This is a genomic window from Thermococcus sp. 21S9, from assembly GCF_012027635.1.
Taxonomy (GTDB): domain Archaea; phylum Methanobacteriota_B; class Thermococci; order Thermococcales; family Thermococcaceae; genus Thermococcus.
This window is the reverse complement of the sequence record NZ_SNUS01000074.1, coordinates 1-387: the sequence shown is the minus strand read 5'-3', so window position 1 is coordinate 387 and position 387 is coordinate 1. Positions and strand designations below refer to the sequence as shown.

The 387-nt window shown below is 35.7% G+C and carries 1 protein-coding gene; it reads right to left on the bottom strand.

Features of this window, described 5'->3' with window-relative positions:
• A partial coding sequence (locus E3E28_RS11040) for an aspartate/glutamate racemase family protein (protein WP_206203911.1) occupies positions 1–290 on the bottom strand: 290 nt, incomplete at its 3' end.
• Between the last annotated feature and the right edge of the window lie 97 nt (positions 291–387).

The following is a 387-nucleotide window of genomic DNA, read 5'->3' as shown; positions in this document are numbered from 1 at the left end:
ACGTTTATAGCTCTTTGAACATCAGAAAACACCATGTGGGGAGTGTTTGCTGCAATCCCAATCACTTCAGCTCCAGCTCTTTCTAAGGCTTTTGCTGCGTTTATTAGGATTCTTTTCCTACCTTCCCAGCCATCGGGATTGTCTTTGAACTCCTTGAAGTTGATGCTGTAAATAATCAGCTCTGGATAAAAATATAGCCCAAACTTTTCTCTTGAGATTTCAATGAACTTTTTATAATAGTAGAGTGTTGATTCTGGACTCATTCCACCGATTATTCCTATCTTTTTCATACTTCCACCTCCAAGAAAATTAAGAAAAGAAGTTTATGAGACTTTTTAATGAAAAAGTCTTCACAAAAACAAAAACTAAAGCATCTCAACAATCTTA